This is a genomic window from Pseudomonas sp. S3_C06, assembly GCF_054667675.1.
Window position 1 is genome coordinate 3,359,268 of record NZ_CP162747.1, and the last position, 16,696, is coordinate 3,375,963.

The 16,696-nt window shown below is 59.8% G+C and carries 15 protein-coding genes; 6 read left to right on the forward strand and 9 right to left on the reverse strand.

The annotated features are described in order from the left end of the window. Nucleotides 1-191 precede the first annotated feature (191 nt). On the reverse strand, nucleotides 192-902 hold the full coding sequence (locus AB4N44_RS14910; protein WP_460108596.1) for a TraX family protein: 711 nt from the start codon (nucleotides 900-902) through the stop codon (nucleotides 192-194). A 126-nt stretch (nucleotides 903-1,028) separates the two neighbouring features. On the opposite strand from AB4N44_RS14910, the gene AB4N44_RS14915 reads away from it, so the two are divergent. The 3 genes from AB4N44_RS14915 (at nucleotide 1,029) to AB4N44_RS14925 (ending at nucleotide 3,863) form a co-directional block, all read left to right on the forward strand. After that, nucleotides 1,029-2,069 (forward strand): threonine aldolase family protein, encoded by a 1,041-nt coding sequence (locus tag AB4N44_RS14915; RefSeq protein WP_038363178.1) that lies wholly within the window; start codon nucleotides 1,029-1,031, stop codon nucleotides 2,067-2,069. A gap of 305 nt (nucleotides 2,070-2,374) precedes the next feature. After that, a complete protein-coding gene (locus AB4N44_RS14920; protein WP_150749703.1) occupies nucleotides 2,375-2,908 on the forward strand; it encodes an REP-associated tyrosine transposase in 534 nt (177 codons plus the stop codon). A 130-nt stretch (nucleotides 2,909-3,038) separates the two neighbouring features. After that, complete coding sequence (locus AB4N44_RS14925) at nucleotides 3,039-3,863, forward strand: SDR family oxidoreductase (RefSeq protein WP_460108594.1); 825 nt, start codon at nucleotides 3,039-3,041, stop codon at nucleotides 3,861-3,863. A 328-nt stretch (nucleotides 3,864-4,191) separates the two neighbouring features. Here AB4N44_RS14925 and gbcB read toward each other — a convergent pair whose 3' ends face one another. After that, nucleotides 4,192-5,292 carry a glycine-betaine demethylase subunit GbcB gene (gbcB, locus tag AB4N44_RS14930; RefSeq protein ID WP_007911227.1) on the reverse strand — a complete coding sequence of 367 codons (1,101 nt, stop codon included), beginning with the start codon at nucleotides 5,290-5,292 and terminating at the stop codon, nucleotides 4,192-4,194. A gap of 297 nt (nucleotides 5,293-5,589) precedes the next feature. Here gbcB and gbcA point away from each other — a divergent pair, with 297 nt between their 5' ends. Then, complete coding sequence (gene gbcA, locus AB4N44_RS14935; protein WP_127930050.1) at nucleotides 5,590-6,885, forward strand: glycine-betaine demethylase subunit GbcA; 1,296 nt, start codon at nucleotides 5,590-5,592, stop codon at nucleotides 6,883-6,885. A 258-nt stretch (nucleotides 6,886-7,143) separates the two neighbouring features. Then, complete coding sequence (locus AB4N44_RS14940) at nucleotides 7,144-7,350, forward strand: hypothetical protein (protein WP_186616188.1); 207 nt, start codon at nucleotides 7,144-7,146, stop codon at nucleotides 7,348-7,350. 285 nt (nucleotides 7,351-7,635) lie between these two features. Here the strand turns inward: AB4N44_RS14940 and AB4N44_RS14945 are convergent, their stop codons facing one another. The 7 genes from AB4N44_RS14945 to AB4N44_RS14975 all read right to left on the reverse strand — a co-directional run bounded on the left by AB4N44_RS14945 (nucleotide 7,636) and on the right by AB4N44_RS14975 (nucleotide 16,049). Further along, complete coding sequence (locus AB4N44_RS14945) at nucleotides 7,636-8,202, reverse strand: N-acetyltransferase family protein (RefSeq protein ID WP_460108593.1); 567 nt, start codon at nucleotides 8,200-8,202, stop codon at nucleotides 7,636-7,638. A gap of 53 nt (nucleotides 8,203-8,255) precedes the next feature. Further along, on the reverse strand, nucleotides 8,256-9,026 hold the full coding sequence (gene etfB, locus AB4N44_RS14950; RefSeq protein ID WP_460108592.1) for an electron transfer flavoprotein subunit beta: 771 nt from the start codon (nucleotides 9,024-9,026) through the stop codon (nucleotides 8,256-8,258). 9 nt (nucleotides 9,027-9,035) lie between these two features. Then, entirely contained in the window at nucleotides 9,036-10,256 is a 1,221-nt protein-coding gene (gene etfA / locus AB4N44_RS14955; RefSeq protein WP_460108590.1) for an electron transfer flavoprotein subunit alpha, read from the reverse strand. After that, the gene (gene dgcB / locus AB4N44_RS14960) at nucleotides 10,256-12,205 is read right to left on the reverse strand and encodes a dimethylglycine demethylation protein DgcB (protein WP_160042128.1); all 1,950 of its coding nucleotides are present in this window, start codon (nucleotides 12,203-12,205) and stop codon (nucleotides 10,256-10,258) included. Before dgcB ends, etfA begins: the two co-directional genes overlap by 1 nt. Before the next feature lie 153 nt (nucleotides 12,206-12,358). Then, nucleotides 12,359-14,419, reverse strand: a complete 2,061-nt coding sequence (gene dgcA / locus AB4N44_RS14965) for a dimethylglycine demethylation protein DgcA (RefSeq protein ID WP_007911244.1) — start codon at nucleotides 14,417-14,419, stop codon at nucleotides 12,359-12,361. A gap of 15 nt (nucleotides 14,420-14,434) precedes the next feature. Further along, the gene (locus AB4N44_RS14970; RefSeq protein ID WP_005792152.1) at nucleotides 14,435-14,965 is read right to left on the reverse strand and encodes a DUF5943 domain-containing protein; all 531 of its coding nucleotides are present in this window, start codon (nucleotides 14,963-14,965) and stop codon (nucleotides 14,435-14,437) included. A gap of 106 nt (nucleotides 14,966-15,071) precedes the next feature. Then, complete coding sequence (locus AB4N44_RS14975) at nucleotides 15,072-16,049, reverse strand: dipeptidase (RefSeq protein WP_007911246.1); 978 nt, start codon at nucleotides 16,047-16,049, stop codon at nucleotides 15,072-15,074. A 234-nt stretch (nucleotides 16,050-16,283) separates the two neighbouring features. Here AB4N44_RS14975 and AB4N44_RS14980 point away from each other — a divergent pair, with 234 nt between their 5' ends. Further along, nucleotides 16,284-16,685, forward strand: coding sequence for a lysozyme inhibitor LprI family protein (locus AB4N44_RS14980; RefSeq protein ID WP_008083168.1), 402 nt, complete (start codon nucleotides 16,284-16,286; stop codon nucleotides 16,683-16,685). Nucleotides 16,686-16,696: the final 11 nt, after the last annotated feature.

A 16,696-nucleotide genomic window follows, 5' to 3' on the forward strand; every position in this document is an offset into this window, starting at 1 on the left:
GACAGCTCAAATGCCTGCGCGCGCCACGCAAAGGTGCGTTTACGACATGGCTCGAAATGGCTGGTCGAACGCATCCCTCGAATCCGTGGAGATCCCCTGTGGGAGCGAGCCTGCTCGCGAAAGCGGTCGGTCAGCCAGCTTCTATGTTGGATGTGCCGGCCTCTTCGCGAGCAGGCTCACTCCTACAGGGGTTATGCGATCAATTGGCGGACGGCGAGTAGCAGGAGGAAATGCGCGGGATAGAGGGCGTAGGCCCAGCGGCGCATCGCCGGTGGCTGGAGATGTCGCGCATGTCGCAACAGGAACATCCCCAGCATTGGCGCAAACAGACAGGTGGCAATACCAAGAATGGCGACGCTGCTACCGAACCTTGCCGAGTCGTAAAGCACTTGCCACTGATTCGCTGCGAGGCATATCAAACCCGGCAACAAGCTGAAATACCACGGGCGGCGAAACACCAGCAGCATCGCCAGCGGCAGCAATACTCCGAAGAACCCGAACATCAGTTGTTCCGGGAACACAGCGGCCAGCGCCAGCGCGGCGACACCCAACAATCGCGCCATGATCGAGGGATCCTGCCACCCCCGCGCCACCAACAAGCCCAGCGCCAGCGTCGGCATCACGTTCAGCGTATCGGGGTCGGGAATGTACAGCCGATAGGGAATCTCGCTCACGGCACTGAACAATAACAACCAGCCCAAGTAGCGCCATTCCATCCTCCGCAATCCATCGCGCGCCAGATTCGCCGCCATCGCCAGACAAAACCACGGAAACGCCAACCGCCCCGGCACGTACAGCCAATCGGCGGAGAACCCGACATATCGCAGGTGATCGAACAACATGCTCAACAGCGCCAGCCACTTGAGCAGATCCAGCGCGCCGTCGCGTTTAGTCAGGTGCATAATCGGCCTGCGTCCATGTAATGTTCTGCCAGCGACATCCCGTGTGCTCCCCGGAAGATCTTCGGTAAAGTGCGCACCATCATTGACCACGAGCCTTCACAAGAGTCTCGACCACGGAAGCCGGCCATGACCGACAAGAGCCAACAATTCGCCAGCGACAACTATTCCGGTATCTGCCCTGAAGCCTGGGCTGCAATGGAACAGGCCAACCACGGCCACCAACGCGCGTATGGCGACGATGAATGGACCGCGCGCGCGTCCGACCATTTCCGCCAGTTGTTCGAAACCGACTGCGAAGTGTTCTTCGCCTTCAACGGCACCGCCGCCAACTCGCTGGCCCTGTCGTCGCTGTGCCAGAGTTACCACAGCGTGATCTGCTCGGAAACCGCCCACGTCGAAACCGACGAATGCGGCGCCCCGGAATTCTTCTCCAACGGCTCGAAACTGCTGATCGCCGGCACTGAAAACGGCAAGATCACCCCGCAGTCGATCCGCGAAGTCGCGCTCAAGCGTCAAGACATCCACTACCCGAAACCGCGCGTGGTCACCCTGACCCAAGCCACCGAAGTCGGCAGCGTCTACACCCCGGAAGAAGTCCGCGCCATCAGCGCCACTTGCAAGGAACTGGGCCTGCACCTGCATATGGACGGCGCGCGCTTCTCCAACGCCTGCGCCTTCCTCGGCTGCTCGCCAGCGGATCTGACCTGGAAGGCTGGTGTCGATGTGCTGTGTTTCGGCGGCACCAAGAACGGCATGGCCGTGGGTGAAGCGATCCTGTTCTTCAACCACAAACTGGCGGAAGACTTCGACTACCGCTGCAAACAGGCCGGTCAGTTGGCGTCGAAAATGCGCTTTCTGTCAGCACCGTGGGTCGGCATCCTCGAAAACGACGCCTGGCTCAAATACGCCCGCCACGCCAATCACTGCGCACAATTGCTCGCTGAACTGGTCAGCGACATTCCCGGCGTCGAACTGATGTTCCCGGTACAGGCCAACGGCGTGTTCCTGCAATTATCCGAACCGGCCATCGCCGCGTTGACTGCGAAGAACTGGCGCTTCTACACCTTCATCGGCAAGGGCGGCGCACGCTTCATGTGCTCGTGGGACACCGAAGAAGAACGCGTCCGCGAACTGGCCCGCGACATCCGCGAAGTCATGTCCGCCTGACCTGAGGCCAGTGCACTGATCGTTCCCACGCTCCGCGTGGGAATGCCTCCCGGGACGCTCCGCGTTCCATCCCCCAGACGCTAAACACCGCTATGACGCAGAGCGTCAATGGCTGCATTCCCACGCAGAGCGTGGGAACGATCTTCGGCCGAAGATGACTTTTCCCACCGTAATACCAGACTTCTCTTCTAGCGCAATCATCCCACCCGCCTCACCCTGATCGTTCCCACGCTCCGCGTGGTAACGCATCCCGGGACGCTCCGCGTTCCATCTCCAATGCACCGCAAGATTCAAGGAAGAATCCCATGGGCCGCAGCCGCTACACCTTTACCGAAACCGACAAACCGCATTTCCTGACTTGCACGATCATGGAATGGTTACCGCTGTTCATCCGTCCCTACATCGTCGACCACCTGCTCAACTGCTGGCGTTATCAACAGACCCACCATGACTTGAAGCTGTACGGCTACGTGATTCTGGAAAACCATCTTCACTTCGTCGCTCAGGCGCCCGACCTGAGTAAATGCCTCAGCCAGTTCAAATCATTCACTGCTCGACAGATTATTGATGACTTGCAAAGCAAAGGCGCTGACAAAACCCTGCAACGGCTGCGCTTTAGCAAACGTGCGCACAAGCAGGATCGGGTTTACCAGTTATGGCAGGAAGGTTCTCACGCAGAAATGGTTTATAGCGAATCGGTGATGCGCCAGAAGCTTGAATACATTCACAACAACCCGGTGAAACGCGGATATGTGGATTTGCCGGAGCATTGGCGTTATTCGAGCGCCAGGGATTACGCGGGAATGCCGGGGCTGATCGAGGTTCAGTGCTGGTATTGAAATGGGACGCAGAGCGTCCCGGGCTGCATTCCCACGCAGAGCGTGGGAACGATCAACTTCGCCCGCGAAGACTTGGTCTACATTGTCTGTCGAGCCCTCCGCTCAGATAACAATAAGCAGGAGCATCGGCATGTTGTTACAAGGCAAAACCCTGTTCATCACCGGCGCCAGCCGTGGCATTGGCCGTGAGATCGCGCTGCGTGCTGCGAGGGACGGCGCCAATATCGTCATTGCGGCGAAGAGCGCCGAACCCCACGCCAAATTGCCCGGGACCATCCACAGCGTCGCCGCCGAAGTCGAAGCGGCGGGCGGCAAGGCTCTGGCAATGCAGTTGGATGTGCGTGATGAAGACGCGGTGCGCCGGGCACTGGCCCAGGCCAACGAGCACTTCGGCGGCATCGATGCACTGGTGAACAACGCCGGGGCGATCAAGCTCACGGGCGTGCAACACATCGAACTCAAGCGTTTCGACCTGATGCACCAGATCAACACCCGCGCGGTGCTGCTGTGCAGCCAGGCCGCCCTGCCCTATCTGAAGAAATCCGCCGGGCACATTCTCAACCTGTCGCCGCCGCTGAATCTGGCGAACAAGTGGTTTGCGCAGCTCAGTCCGTACACCGTGACCAAGTACGGCATGAGCATGCTGACGCTGGGGATGAGCGAGGAATTTGCCAGTTATGGGATCAGCGTCAACTCGCTGTGGCCGCAGACGATGATTGCCACGGCGGCGATCGAGTTTCAGCTAGGGAATCGGGAGTCGTTCAAGCAGGCGCGAACGCCAGCGATCATGGCGGATGCGGCGCATGTGATTCTGGATAGTAGTGGACGGCAGATTACCGGGCGGTTGTTGATTGATGAGGAGATTTTGCGGGAGAGCGGCGTGACTGAGTTCGATCAATATCGCTTTGATCGAGAAAGCGACGCGGCGTTGATGCCGGATTTGTTTGTTGACTGAAAAGCCCCTCTCCCAGAGGGAGAGGGGACTGATTGGGGGATATTTGAGAATCACGCCGACCTGAAACTGCTTTGCCGAATCCATAGTCGACTCGATATATCAAGTCGGTGTACCTCGTGAAAACAACTCGGTCAGTCCCTCTCCAAAAGAGAGAAGGGACTGATTGGGGGATGCTCAAGGAGTACGCCGACCTGAAACTGCTTTGCCGAATCCATAATCGATAAGGTCGTTCAGGTCGATGTACAACCCTGGACAACTCGGTCGGCCCCCTCTCCCTCTGGGAGAGGGCTGGGGTGAGGGGCAAGCCGTACGCAAAAACCCGCCCCACTCAGAAATCGATTCGCACATCCCCCTTCGGCACGCTGCAGCACGACAAGATAAACCCTTCCGCCTCGTCATCCTCGGTAATCCCGCCGTTGTGTTCCATCTCCACCTCGCCGCCCAGCTTCAACACCTTGCACGTCCCACAAATCCCCATCCCGCAAGCTTTCGGAATCATCAAGCCCAGCTTGGCCGCCGCCGCATGCACCGTCTCACCCGGTGCCACACGAATGCTCTTGCCGGACGAGGTGAATTCGACCTGATGCAGATCCGCCGCATCGATTTCCGGCGCATCCGCAGCCTGCTCGGCCTGTTCCACCGCATCGGCGCGGGCTTCCGGTGGCGTGGCGCCAAAGGATTCCTCGTGATAACGCGACATGTCGTAACCGGCCACTTCCAGCAAACGCTTGACCGCATTCATGTACGGCGTCGGCCCGCAGCAGAACACTTCGCGCTCGAGGAAGTCGGGCACCATCAATTCGAGCATCTTGTGGTTGAGATAGCCGCGATAACCGGCCCATGGTTCGCCCAAGCCATGCTTCTCACAAATCAGGTGCAGGCTGAAGTTGTCGATCCGCGACGCCATGTGCTCCAGCTCGCGGTGGTAAATGATGTCTTTCGGCGAGCGCGCGCTGTGGATAAAGGTCATGTCGACGTTGGCGTTGGTATCGTAAAACCAGCGCGCCATCGACATGCACGGCGTGATGCCGACGCCACCGCTCAGGTACAGCACTTTCGGGCTGGGGAAGTCGATGGCATTGAACAGCCCGACCGGCCCGTGCACCGCCAGCTCCTGCCCTTCATGCAAGGTATCGTGCAACCAGTTGGAAACCTTGCCACCCGGCACGCGTTTGATCGTCACCGAAAAGCTGTACGGCACCGACGGCGAGCTGGAGATCGTGTACGAACGCATGATCGGCTGGCCTTCGATTTCCAGCTCCAGGGTCACGAATTGCCCGGGCTTGAAGAAGAACAGGATCGGCTGATCAGCCATAAAGCAGAAGGTGCGCACGTCCCAGGTTTCCTGGATGACTTTGACGCAACGGACGATGTGTCGGCCATTGGCCCAGGTCTGGGTGGTGACCGGATTCAGGAAGCTGTTGGACATGCTGTTCTCCACGGCCGACTGTCGGCCTCATGTCGGCGATTCTGCGTATAGCGCGAACCGCCCGTTTACCTATCCGCGACATCGGCATACTTATCGCGACCAGCCCCCAACCACCGGGGGTTGCGCGTCGGGAACAGATTGCACCATGTCGCCCATGGATAAGGTTGCGCCCTGCGCCGGGCCCACACTCGCCCCAACACCAAGACAGCTTCTTTACACCTTGCGTAGCAACCGTTAGCAGCACACCTGATCAGCCACTTTTCGCCGGCCACGCAGATGGCCATGAGGATCACATCGATGGACGTCACCGCAAAAATCAGCCTGGGCGATCCGCTGGAACCCGCACGCAAGGCCACCGCACAAATGCTGCAAGAGCGCGAGCGCACCTTTTCGCTGCCGCAACCGTTCTATAGCGATGAGCGGCTCTTCGATATCGACATGCAGGAGATTTTCCAGAAGGAGTGGTTGATCGCCGGCATGACCTGCGAAATTCCGGCCAAGGGCAATTACCTGACCCTGCAGATCGGCAAGAATCCGATCATCGTCATCCGTGGCGCCGAGGGCGTCGTGCATGCGTTCCACAACGTCTGCCGTCACCGTGGCTCGCGTTTGTGCACCAGTGAAAAAGGCAAGGTCGCCAAATTGGTCTGCCACTACCACCAGTGGACCTATGAACTGGACGGTCGCCTGCTGTTCGCCGGCACCGAGATGGGCGCCGACTTCGACATGAAGCAATACGGCCTCAAACCAGTGAACGTGAAGACCGCCGGCGGCTACATCTTTATCAGTCTGGCGGAGAACCCGCCGGCCATCGATGACTTCCTGTCGACACTGAACCATTACATGGAACCGTACGACATGGAGAACACCAAGGTGGCGATTCAAACCACCTTGTTCGAAAAGGCCAACTGGAAACTGGTGCTGGAAAACAACCGCGAGTGCTACCACTGCAACGCGTCGCACCCGGAACTGCTGAAAACCCTGCTGGAATGGGACGACGTCACCGACCCGCGCGCCGATCAAGCGTTCAAGGATCACGTTGCTGCGTCCGCCGCTGCCTGGGAAGCCGAGAAGATTCCTTACGCCCACGCCAGTTTCGGCCTGCGTAACCGCATCGTGCGCATGCCGCTGCTCAAAGGCACCGTGTCGATGACCCTCGACGGCAAACAGGGCTGCGCGAAACTGATGGGGCGGATCAAGAACCCGGACCTCGGCTCGATGCGCATCCTGCACCTGCCGCACTCTTGGAACCACTGCATGGGCGACCACATCATCGTCTTCACCGTGTGGCCGATCAGCGCCCAGGAAACCATGGTCACCACCAAGTGGATCGTGCACAAGGATGCGGTTGAGGGCGTCGATTACGATGTTGATCGCATGCGTCAGGTGTGGGATGCGACCAACGATCAGGATCGCCGACTGGCGGAAGAGAACCAGCGCGGGATCAATTCGACGGCGTATCAGCCTGGGCCTTACTCGAAGACCTACGAGTTCGGCGTGGTCAACTTCGTTGATTGGTACAGCGAGCGTCTGCTGAACAACCTTGGCGCCGAGCCTGCGCCTTACCTCAAAGGCGTCCCTGTTCAGGGCTAAAGCAAAAGCTTCGCGAGCAGGCTCGCTCCCACAGGTGGAATGCATTCCAAATGTGGGAGCGAGCCTGCTCGCGAAGGCGTCATGAAAGTCATTACATCTCTGAAACGGATTGCACAATTTCTGATCAACCACCCCACACACCATACCCACCAAGCCCCCCAGCCTTCCGCAAACAAGTTATCCACATAGCCACCCACAGCAAATGGGGACAACTGTGGATGACTCAAAAAATATCTCACTGATTTGCAAAGAAAAACCGTGACTTATCCAGAAGCACGGTTTTCGAAAGGCAATGATCGTTTTTTGATCAACAGGCTGAAAGGTACACAGATCGTGGCCTTCAGCGGATGGCAAACACCTTATCCACAGAAGCGCCAACAGAGATCGGGGGTAACTTTGCATCTGCTGTGGAAAAGTGCTGAAGACTGCGAAAAATCGGGGGTTTCGGAAGATTCATCCGATTAAAAGTGCAAATTGATCAGTTATTGATCAAACCTTTGAAAGCCACGTTTTGCATGGCTGTCAGCGGACAGCGAACATCTTATCCACAGAAGCGCCAACAGAGATCGGGGGTAACTCAGGAAGTTATCCCGCGGGAAAATTCCGTAAAAACCGCAACTTAGGCTGGTTGTTTTTTGATCTGCGGCCTGCAAGCCACGGCTGACGTGACTTGCAGTGAAGGGCAAACACGTTATCCACAGACTGACCAACAGGGATTGTGAGTAAACACTCGTCAGTGGATAACCGGATTCAGGCGCGGTGCATCAGATAGGCCTCACCCGTCACCCGAATCATCGGATGCGGTACCACCTGACAGGTTTTGACGATGCCAAAGCCATGTCGCTCATAAAACCGCCGAGCGCCAGTATTGGCGGCGTAGTCGATCAGGCTCAGGCCTTTGAGCGTGAGTTGATCGGCGCGCGCCTGGGCATGTTGGAGGAACTGCACGCCCAATCCTTGATTACGCCAGCCTTCGTGCAGCGCCAGGCTGGAGATGTACAGCGTATCCGCCACCTCCATATCGGCGTAAGGCGCCAGCAATGGATCGGTGGGCGGTGTCGGGTCTGGGTCTTCGCGCATGACGTAGCTGTGCATCATGCCGACCACACAGCCTTCGGCCTCAGCGATCAGGCAGTTCTGCCAGGAAAAGTCCACATCGTCGCGGGCATAGCGCCGCTCACCGACATCAAGCAACGTCTCGCCTGGCTCCGCCAACTGGCTCCAGATGTAATCCGAGGCGCCCTCCGAGGAGATCTGAAACAAACGCGCAATGTCGCGCGCATCCGTGCGCCGGGCAGGTCGAAACTCAACTGTCATTCACATTATTCCTGTGGGTAAGCCGCTGACCTGAAGGAAAGGGATTTGGGATGTCAGCGGACGACACCTTCTTCGATCAGCAGTTTGAGGATGGCTTCGGCGCCAGCCTGCGGGGTGACGCCTTTGAGCACTTGCCCACCGCCACCACTGGCTTTTGCAGTAGCGGCTTTCATGCGGTCGGCGCCGCTTTTGGCTTTGATCACTTTCAGGCGTTTTGGTCGGGGTTTAGCGGGTTGCAGGGTAGCGACGGAGAGGAGTTCATCGTCGATCACTTCAACGTCATCAGCCTCCAATACCCCGCGCCGCGCCGGACCATACGCACTCTGCCGAGGCTTCGGCGCAGCGTTATCCACAGTCGCGAGAAACGGCAGCTTGACCTTCAACCGTCGCCGCTGTCCACGCGGCAACGCTTGCAGCACCAGCGCCGAGCCGTCATTGATCGACTCGACCAGCGCCAGCCCCACCACTAGCGGCCAACCCAAACCTTCCGCCAACAAGAACGGCAACATCCCCGAACCTTCGCCGGTTTCCGCCTGGCTGCCGGTCAGCACCACTTGCGCACCGGCATCGCGCAGATACGCGGTCAACGCCGGCAGCGCATCGGCGCCAGCCGGTTGCTCCAGCACGTGCATCTGCTCAAGACCCATACCCAGATAGGCGCGCAACGCCGGCTCCGCAACGTCGCCGGCATGCAGCACTTGCAGGTTATCCCCAGCCAGTTGCAGGCCGAGTTCCACGGCGCGCGCGTCCTGGTCGGCGCGACGTGGCCTGCCGGAAGTCGGGTGGGCGCCGATTGAAACCAGACTGATAACTTTCGTGTTCATAGCGTTTCCTTAAGCCGCATCGCGCTTGGCTTCGTTGCGGTAAGCCGCCACCGCCTCGATCAACGCTTGAAGAATCTCTGCGCTCTCGCCAATCACCGAGAGGTCGGCGCGCTTGATCATGTCGCAACCCGGATCGAGGTTGATCGCCACCACCTTGTCGCAGGCGCCGATACCTTGCAGGTGCTGGATCGCGCCGGAGATACCCACAGCCACATAAACCCGTGCGGTGACCCAAGTGCCGGACGCGCCGACCTGGCGATCACGGGCCATGAAGCCATCATCCACTGCAACGCGGGAAGCGCCTTCGGTAGCGCCGAGTGCCGCCGCCGTTTCGTGGAACAATGTCCAGTCCTTGACGCCGTTGCCGCCGGAGAAAATGAACTCCGCTTCGGCCATCGGAATCGCTGCCGGGTCGACCGCCACAGCGCCGAGATCTTCGATCCGCGACAGGCTGCGCGCGACACTTGTGGATAACTCCACCGGCAACGCTTCGTGACGGGTTTCACTGACCGGTTCAGCGCATTCGGCCGCCGCCAGAATCAACCGTGCGACGGGACGGGCAAGGTCTTGCAGCCCCGCGCCAGCGCGGCCGATGCATTCCTGATCCTTGACCTGCCAGACCCGTGTCGCCGGGCGCTCGCCCAATGCCGCCGCAAAGCGTCGACCGAGTTCACCGCCACCGCTGCGGCTGTCCGGCAGCAACCAATGGCGCGGGTTGAACTGGTTATCCACAGCGCGCAAACCTTGCACCCGTTGCTCCGGTGCATAACCGCTGAATTCCTCGCCTTCGAGTACCAGCAAGCGATCGACGCCAGCGGTCGCGAAAGCGTTTTCCTTATGCTCGCCAAAGACCACCGCCAACACTGCGCCGTCATTACCGGCGAGCTGATGGGCGAGGCCAAACAAATCACGGTCGTGACTGCTCAAGCGGCCACCGACCATGTCCGGTACCACGCTGATGTAGAACGCCGGCGCGGGCACCTGATGCAGCGGCAATTGCACTTCCACAGCAGCGGATCGTTTGACCACCCCGCCCTGTTGCGCGCCGCTGCGGTCGATACGCTTGATGCCGTTGGGGCCGATAAAACCGATGCCGTGCAGGTTCTTGCGGATGACGCCATTCGGCCCCATCCAGCTGTGTTGCGCCGGTTGCATGGCCGCGTGCAGCGGGTGCAGGCGGTTACGCGCAATCCATTCGGCGCGCGGGTCGCGGCGGATAATGTCGCTCATCAGTGGGCCTCCGCAGGTTCACGTTTGGCCGGAGTGGCAGGCTTGCTCGGCGCGGCGTCTTCGAGCAGCGCGTCGGCCACCAGTTCGGCGATGTCCTTGATCAGCGGCCGCGGTTCGACCACGCCTTCGAGCATCGCCGTGCACTGTGGACAACCCACCGCCACCAGTTCAGCGCCGGTCTCGCGGATGTCTTCCATGCGCATGTCGGGAATCCGCTGCTTGCCCGGAATGTCGGTAATTGGCGCGCCACCGCCACCGCCGCAGCAGCGCGAACGGAAGCCGGAACGCTGCATCTCTTTCACTTCGATACCGAGCGCACGCAGCACTTCGCGCGGCGCTTCGTACTCGCCGTTGTAGCGGCCGAGGTAGCACGGATCGTGATAGGTCACGCTGTTGCCTTTGTGCTGACCGAGATTGAGCGCGCCGGCCTGAATGATTTCCGCCATGTAGGTGCTGTGATGTTGCACCAGGTAATTGCCGTCGAACGCGCCGTACTCGTTTTTCAGCACGTGGAAGCTGTGCGGATCGCAGGTGACGATGCGGTTGAAGCTGTATTTGGCCAGGGTCTGGATGTTGCGTTTGGCGAGCAACTGGAAGGTTGCTTCATCGCCGAGACGGCGGGCCACGTCGCCACTGTCACGCTCTTCGAGACCGAGTACGGCAAAGTCGATTTTCGCCGCTTTCAGCACTTTGACGAACGCGCGCAGGGTGCGCTGGTTACGCATGTCAAAAGCACCGTCGCCAACCCAGAACAGCACGTCGGTGGATTTCTTTTCGCTGAGCAGATTGAGGTTCAAGTCCGCCGCCCAGTTCATCCGTCCGCCCGGGGCGAAACCACCGGGGTTGTCGGTGGCGATCAGATTTTCGAGGACTTCGGCGCCCTTGTTCGGCGTCGCGCCTTTTTCCAGGGTCAGGTGACGGCGCATGTCGACGATGGCGTCGACGTGCTCGATCATCATCGGACATTCCTCGACGCAGGCACGGCAGGTAGTGCACGACCACAGGGTTTCGGCGTCGACCAAGCCGTTGACGATCGGTTGATGTGGATTGCCTGAGTGTTCGCCGATGGGTTTGCCAGGATAAGGGCTGCCGGCGAACTTGGCATCGGTACCACCAGCGAGGCCGACGACCATGTCCTGAATCAGCTTTTTCGGGTTCAGCGGCTGGCCGGCGGCAAAGGCCGGGCACGCCGCTTCGCATTTGCCGCACTGCACGCAGGCGTCAAAACCGAGCAGTTGGTTCCAGGTGAAATCCTTGGGTTTCTCAACACCCAGCGGAGCACTCGGATCGTTCAGATCCAAAGGTTTCAAACCCGTGGAACGACCACCACCAAAACGTTCGGCGCGACGGTGCCAAGCCAAATGCAAGGCACCGGCAAAGGCGTGTTTCATCGGCCCGCCCCAGGTCATGCCGAAAAACAGTTCCGACACGCCCCACAGCACGCCAATCCCGAGAATGACTGCGAGCACCCAGCCGCCGAAGTTCTCCGGAAGGATTCCGGCCACCGGCAAGGTCAGCAGGAAGAACGACGCCGAGAACGCCAGCAGGCTTTTCGGCAGGCGCATCCACGGGCCTTTCGACAGCCGCGCCGGCGGGTTGCGCCGACGCAGGTAAACGAAGATCGCGCCGACGAACATCACTGCCGTCATCAGCAGCAAGGCGTAACCGAGGATGCGGTTATGCAGGCCGAAACCGTGCACCAGCAGCGCCAGCACAATCGACGCCACCGCACCGCCCGCTGTAGCGACGTGGGTGTTGGCGATGTATTTGTCTCGCGCCACCACGTGGTGCAAGTCGACCATGTAGCGCTTGGGCATGGCCAACAGGCCGCCGATCAGATCGACCTTCGAGGCCCGGCCCCGACGCCACATCGCTACCCGCCGCAACGCGCCAAGGACACCAAGGCCGATAGCTGCGAACAACAGGATTGGAAGAAGGGTGTTCAACATGGTGAAGCTCCCACCAGTACAACCTGGAGAAACACGATCCGCTTTACTGTGGGAGCGAGCCTGCTCGCGAAAGCGGTGAATCAGTCAGCTCATCTTTCACTGACAGATTGCATTCGCGAGCAGGCTCGCTCCCACAGGGTTTGGTGCAAGTCCTTAGAAGTCCTTGCAGAGCCGCAGGGCGTCATAGATCGCGGCGTGGGTGTTGCGCTGCGCCACGCAGTCGCCGATGCGAAACAGCAAGTAGCCGTCGCCCGCCTCGCTCAGCGAAGGTTGCGGCTGGATCGCGAACAACGCTTCGACGTCGATCTGGCCCTTGTTGCGCGAACCCTCTTTGAGCGCGTAGTAGATTTCCTCATCCGGACGCACACCGTTTTCCACCACCACCTGATCGACCACCCGCTCCTCTTTGGCGCCGGTGTATTCGTTCTCCAGCACCGCGACCAGTTTGTCGCCTTCGCGGTAGACCTTTTCCAGCATCATGTCGCCGGTCATGATCACTTCTTTCGGGTACATGCTGCGGTAGTAGGTCGGGAACGACGTTCCGCCGATGGCCACGCCCGGTTTGATGTCGTCGGTGACGATCTCGACCTGGCTGCCTTTGTCGGCGAGGAAGTCGGCAACCGACATCCCGGTGAACTCGCAAATGGTGTCGTAGACCAGCACGTTCTTGCCCGGCGCCACCTTGCCGTCGAGCACGTCCCAGCTGCTGACCACCAGCCCTTCGGCGGCACCCCAGTGTTCGTTCTGTTCCAGGTACGGATGCCCGCCGACCGCCAGCACCACCACGTCCGGACGCAAGTCCATGATGGTGTCGGCATCAGCTGCCGTGCCCAGGCGCAAATCGACTTTCAGCCGCGCCAGTTCCAGCTGGAACCAGCGAGTAATACCGGCGATCTGGTCACGCTGCGGCGCTTTCGAGGCAGTCGTGATCTGCCCGCCGATGAATTCCTTCTTCTCGAACAGGGTCACGTCGTGGCCACGTTCGGCGGCAACGCGGGCCGCTTCCATCCCGGCAGGGCCGGCACCGACGATCACCACTTTGCGCTTCGGCCCGGTGGATTTCTCGATGATGTGCGGCACGCCCATGTATTCACGGGACGTTGCAGCATTCTGGATGCACAACACGTCGAGGCCTTGATACTGGCGGTCGATGCAATAGTTGGCGCCGACGCACTGTTTGATCTGGTCGATCTGGCCCATCTTGATCTTGGCGATCAGGTGCGGGTCGGCAATGTGCGCGCGGGTCATGCCGACCATGTCGACGTAACCGCCTTCAAGAATCCGCGTGGCCTGGTTCGGGTCCTTGATGTTCTGTGCGTGCAGCACCGGCACCTTGACCACTTCCTTGATCCCGGCGGCCAGATGCAGGAACGGCTCCGGTGGATAACTCATGTTCGGAATCACGTTGGCCAGGGTGTTGTGGGTGTCACAGCCCGAGCCGACGACGCCGATGAAGTCGAGCATGCCGGTGTCGTCGTAATACTTGGCGATCTGCTTCATGTCCTCGTGGGACAAACCGTCCGGGTGGAATTCGTCACCGCAGATACGCATGCCCACGCAGAAGTCGTCACCGACCTCGGCGCGCACGGCTTTCAGTACTTCCAGACCGAACTTCATCCGGCCTTCGAAAGTGCCGCCCCATTCGTCGGTACGCTTGTTGACGCGCGGGCTCCAGAACTGGTCGATCATGTGCTGGTGCACTGCCGACAGTTCAACGCCGTCGAGGCCACCGGCCTTGGCCCGGCGCGCAGCCTGGGCGTAGTTGCCGATCACCCGCCAGATTTCTTCCGGCTCGATGGTTTTGCAGGTTGCGCGGTGCACCGGTTCACGTATGCCCGACGGCGACATCAGGGTCGGCCAGTGGAAACCGTCCCAACGCGAGCGCCGGCCCATGTGGGTAATCTGAATCATGATCTTGGCGCCGTGCTTGTGCATGGCGTCAGCCAGATTCTGGAAGTGCGGGATGATCCGGTCGGTCGACAGGTTGACCGAACTCCACCACTGCTGCGGGCTGTCGATGGCGACCACGGAGGAGCCGCCACAGATCGCCAGGCCGATGCCGCCCTTGGCTTTCTCTTCGTAATATTTGACGTAGCGCTCGGTGGTCATGCCACCGTCAGTCGCATAGACCTCGGCGTGTGCGGTGCTGAGCACGCGGTTGCGGATGGTCAGTTTACCGATCTGGATCGGCTGGAACATTGCTTCGAAAGCCATGGCGGGTTCCTCGACTTACAACGGCTTGACGGTGAACAGGCCGTCGTCGTGGCCTTCTTCGGAGCCACCGTAGACTTGCTCGGCGACGGTGCGAATCTTGCTGCCGCGCGCCTCAAGAATCTGATCCATGGCCCCGGCAAACCAACCGGTGAACATGTAATCGACCTTGCGCCCGACCTTGCCGTAGACGTAGACGAACGCCGAGTGTTCGAGCTTGACGCTGGCGGTGCCTTTGTCGAGGTCGATGTCCTGGATCTTGAACAGGCCCCAGCCACGTTGCGACAGGCGTTTCATGTAGTGCTCGAACACCGCGACGCCTTCCAGGCCGTGGCATTCAGCTTCTTTTTCACACCAGTGCCAGGCGGACTTGTAGCCGGCCTTGTAGAGGATTTCGGCGTAGGCGTCGGCGCCCAAAACCTCTTCGATGCCCATGTGGTTATTCACGAAGAAGTGACGTGGCACGTAGAGCATTGGCAGGGCGTCGGAGGTCCAGACACCGGTCTCGCTGTCGACTTCGATTGGCAATTGCGGGGCGATCTTGGCCATGGAAACTTAACTCCAGAAAAATAGTGGATTCAGTGGTGACCGCTGCCCTCACCCCAGCCCTCTCCCACAGGAGAGGGGGCAGATCGGCGGCGGTCTTGAGTCAGCGTTACTCGCCCCAGACGTCCTTGAGGACGTTGACCCAATTCTCGCCCATGATCTTGCGCACCACGCGCTCGGAATGGCCGCGCTTGAGCAGGGTTTCGGTCAGGTTCGGGAACTCGCCGACGGTGCGGATGCCCAGCGGGTTGATGATCTTGCCGAAGCTGGTCAGACGGCGGGCGTAACCCTTGTCGTGCGTCAGGTATTCGAAGAAGTCCTGACCGTGGCCCTGGGTGAAGTCGGTGCCAATGCCGATGGCGTCTTCGCCGACGATGTTCATCACGTATTCGATCGCTTCGGCGTAATCGTCGATGGTCGAATCGATGCCTTTGGCGAGGAACGGCGCGAACATGGTCACGCCGACAAAACCGCCGTGGTCGGCGATGAACTTCAGTTCTTCATCGGACTTGTTGCGCGGGTGCTCTTTGAGACCCGACGGCAGGCAGTGGGAATAGCAGACCGGTTTTTTCGACTCGAGGATGACTTCTTCGGACGTCTTGGAACCGACGTGGGACAGGTCGCACATCACGCCGACGCGGTTCATCTCGGCGACGATTTCGCGACCGAAGCCCGAGAGGCCGCCGTCACGCTCGTAGCAACCGGTGCCGACCAGGTTCTGGGTGTTGTAGCACATCTGCACGATGCCGACGCCGAGTTGCTTGAACACCTCGACATAGCCGATCTGGTCTTCAAAGGCGTGGGCATTCTGGAAGCCGAAAAGGATGCCGGTCTTGCCCTGCTCTTTGGCGCGACGGATGTCGGCGGTGGTACGCACCGGCATCACCAGGTCGCTGTTTTCGCGGATCAGCTTCTGGCTCGCAGCAATATTGTTCACGGTCGCCTGAAAGCCTTCCCACACCGACACAGTGCAGTTGGCTGCCGTCAGACCGCCCTTGCGCATGTCTTCGAACAGCTCGCGGTTCCATTTGGCAATGATCAGACCGTCGATAACGATGCTGTCGGCGTGTAATTCGGCTGGGCTCATCAGGCGTCCCCTTATTGGCGATTCATGCGCCGAATCGTCTGCCGGCGCTTTGGGGCCAGCATATGCCTCGGTGCAGGGGCGACCGGGTGCAAAAACGACAGGGGAATTGCCGAAAGCGTCAATCCGCGACAAAGGGTCATCCGCCGCGCCGACCTGCCACCTTTCCAAGCCCGCACGCTTGAGCCAGAATCACCGGCATCTTGCAAACACCACTGGATTAGAGCGGCGACAACAATGAAATCGATCTTCCTGGCCCTGGCACTGATTGCGACCGGCGTACACGCCGCCGAAGAGTCCGACAACAACCCGTGCGACGCAGTCGAAAACGACGTCCAGACCCTGGAATGCTCGACCTACAGCCGCACCACCGCCGAAGACCTGCTCAAAGACAACTACGCCAGCCTGACCGAACGCATGCAGACCGCATACGGCAAAAACGCCACGCAACTGGCGGATATCACCGCCAAACTCAAAACTGCTCAACAGCAGTGGTTGAAGACGCGGGATGCGGATTGCGCGGTTGAGGCATTCCCGGCGACGGCGGGGAGCAAGGCTTTTACCATCGCGCAGAATGATTGCGTGGCGCGGATGAGTGATGAGCGGTCGGAGTTTTTGGAGTCGATTGGGCAGGAGTGATCCTGATTACT